Source organism: Phyllobacterium sp. P5_D12 (genome assembly GCF_054049495.1).
Genome location: NZ_JBFUMG010000771.1, coordinates 1 through 1,630, shown reverse-complemented (window position 1 = coordinate 1,630; position 1,630 = coordinate 1). Strand labels below are relative to the sequence as shown.

The window sequence follows — 1,630 nt, the reverse complement described above, 5'->3', positions numbered from 1 at the left end:
CCACGGGGGAGACTCATGGCGGAGCAGAAACCAAGCCGATCCACAGCCACCTCGGTCGCGGGCGAAGTGGAAGCAGGGCTGCTCTCCCAGTTGCGCGTGATTTTGGATATCTATTGGATATCGCCCGTCCGTAACCGCCTGATTCTGATGATTCTCGGCGTCGTCAGCATCATCATCGTCACCTCAGCGGGCCAGGTGCTGCTGAACCGCTGGAATGTCCCTTTTTACGATTCACTGTCGCGACGCGATTTCCCGGCATTTGTCGACCAGCTGATGGTGTTTTTCGCAATCGCTTCGGTTCTTCTCGTTTTCAACGTCGCACAAACCTGGCTGAACCAGATGACGCGGCTGAAGCTGCGCGAGGGACTGACCCGCGATCTGGTCGGTGAATGGCTGGAACCGCGCAGGGCATTCAAGCTCTCAAACTCTGGACCAATTGGCGTCAATCCCGACCAGCGTCTGCATGAAGATGCGCGGCATCTTTCGGAAATGTCGACTGACCTCGGGTTTGGATTGTTGCAGGCTACGATATTGCTCGTGAGCTTCATCGGCGTGCTGTGGACATTTTCCAGTGGTTTCGTGTTCAATGTCTATGGTTATAGCTTTTCCATCCCTGGTTACATGGTCTGGGCGGCTATCCTCTATGCCGCATCTGCATCGTGGCTGAGCTGGCTCGTCGGACGTAAATTGATCCGGTACAATGCGGACCGCTACCAGAAAGAGTCCGAGCTTCGTTTTTCGCTAATGCGAGTCAACGAGCACATCGATGCAATTTCGCTCTATAGAGGAGAGGCTGACGAGAATCGCCGGATCGGTTTTGATATCGACAGCCTCCTCGCGGCAATCCGCTTGCTGGTTACGGCGCTGACGCAGCTGACCTGGGTCACTTCCGGTTATGGCTGGATCACCATTGTCGCGCCCATTCTTGTGGCAGCGCCCGTCTACTTTGCCGGAAACCTGTCATTTGGCGGATTGATGGCGGCGATCGGGGCCTTCAACCAGGTGCATGATGCCTTGAAGTGGTTCGTCAATAATTTCGGCGCCATCGCCGACTGGCGTGCCACGCTTCTGCGCGTGACCTCGTTCCGGCAGGCCGTGCAGGCGACCGACATCAAGAGCAGCGTCGAACAACGGATCAAGTTCACGCAATCTGAGACGAACCAGATCGTCCTCGACAAACTGAAGATCACGGCCCCGCGCGAGACGGTTCGCCTGAAGGAGAAGAAGGCCGTGGTCAAGGAGGGCGAGCGTGTGTTGATCACCAGCGAACCCGGGATCGACAGAACCCTGCTCTTTCGTGCCATGGCTGGCCTCTGGCCGTGGGGGGCGGGCACCGTCAGTCTGCCGGCGAATACCAACATTCTTTTTATGCCGCGCCTGCCTTATTTCCCTCCAGGCAGCCTGCGTGAGGCGATGTCCTATCCTGTCGGCAAAGAAGGATTTTCCGATGAGGAACTAGTTTCGGCGCTACACGAGCTGGGCTTAACCCGTCTCGAACCGATGCTCGACTTCAAGGCACGCTGGGACAGGGAATTGAGCGACGATGAACAGCAGTCTCTCGCTTTCGCGCGGCTCAAACTGCATAAACCGACCTGGGTCGTGATCGATGAGGCGCTGGACGGTATGGAGG

The 1,630-nt window shown here is 57.1% G+C and carries 1 protein-coding gene; it reads left to right on the top strand.

Translation table 11 applies throughout. The features are described 5' to 3' along the window. Positions 1–15: 15 nt before the first annotated feature. A partial coding sequence (locus tag ACXJ5O_RS26260; RefSeq protein ID WP_457302470.1) for an ABC transporter ATP-binding protein/permease occupies positions 16–1,630 on the top strand: 1,615 nt, incomplete at its 3' end.